We start from the raw sequence: 922 nt of genomic DNA on the forward strand, positions 1-922 counted from the left end.
GCCGCCACCGCCCGGCTCGCCCTGCGCGCCCCGATGAGCCTCTACCTCGGCTTCCTGTCCGCGATGCTGCTGCTCGTGGCCGTCGTCTACCTGCCAGGCCCGTTCGTGGACGGGCTCAGCTGGCTGGCCCGCCCGAGGGTCCTGCTCGCGCTCGCGCTGCTGGCCGTGCCCGCCGTGCTCGTCTTCTGGTGGTTCGAGCGTCATTCGGGACCTCAGCAGCGCGCGGTCGACGAGCCGGGCCTGCGCGCCGCCGTGTTCTGCCGCGCGGCGGCGACGGTCGGGATGGCGTACGCGATGCTCGGCGTGTTCGGCTTCGCGCTGACCAGGTTCGGGGGCGCGTCGGCCGACGCCGACCTCCTCGGAATCCGGTTCGGGCCGGTCCAGAGCCTGGTCAACCTGTTGCTCGGGGTGTACCTGCTGCACACCGTGCGGAACGGCACCAGCCGGATGACCGGCACCTGGCTGGTCTGCGCGGTCGCGTGCGCACCGCCTCTCATGGGCGCCCTCGACGGTAAGCAGGTGAGCGCCGCCTCGGTCGCGCTGCCGGTCGCGACGATCGTCGTCGCGATGCTCGCGGCGGCCGCCACCCTGGTCCCCGCCCGCGCGGCCAGGCGAGTCCTGCCCTGATCCAGGCGGCGCTGACCAGGCGTTCTCCGTACCATTGACGGGAAACCGGTGGTGCGTGCCACATCTTCGGGGGGATGTGTAATCCTGCGACAACCCGCAACAGGCACCATGCGTCCCTTGAAGAGACCGTCGACCGGTTACGACCAGAAGGAGCAGACCGCGTGGAGTACCCGCCTCGGAATGGGCATGGGGATCGACGTCCCGCCCGGCCTAGGCAGGACGCGCCCGGACGCGTTCCTTCCCGCCCGGCCCCGCCTCGTGGAGCCCGCCCGGCGCCCGCCCGCCAGGCCGCGGG

1 protein-coding gene is annotated in these 922 nt (G+C 72.7%); it reads left to right on the forward strand.

Annotated elements, in window-relative coordinates; all coding sequences use genetic code 11:
* Positions 1-627: DUF4383 domain-containing protein (locus CFP71_RS42270; protein ID WP_143267299.1), on the forward strand; the 627-nt coding region annotated here is incomplete at its 5' end.
* Positions 628-922 lie beyond the last annotated feature (295 nt).

Source organism: Amycolatopsis thailandensis (genome assembly GCF_002234405.1).
In the GTDB taxonomy this organism is placed as follows: domain Bacteria; phylum Actinomycetota; class Actinomycetes; order Mycobacteriales; family Pseudonocardiaceae; genus Amycolatopsis; species Amycolatopsis thailandensis.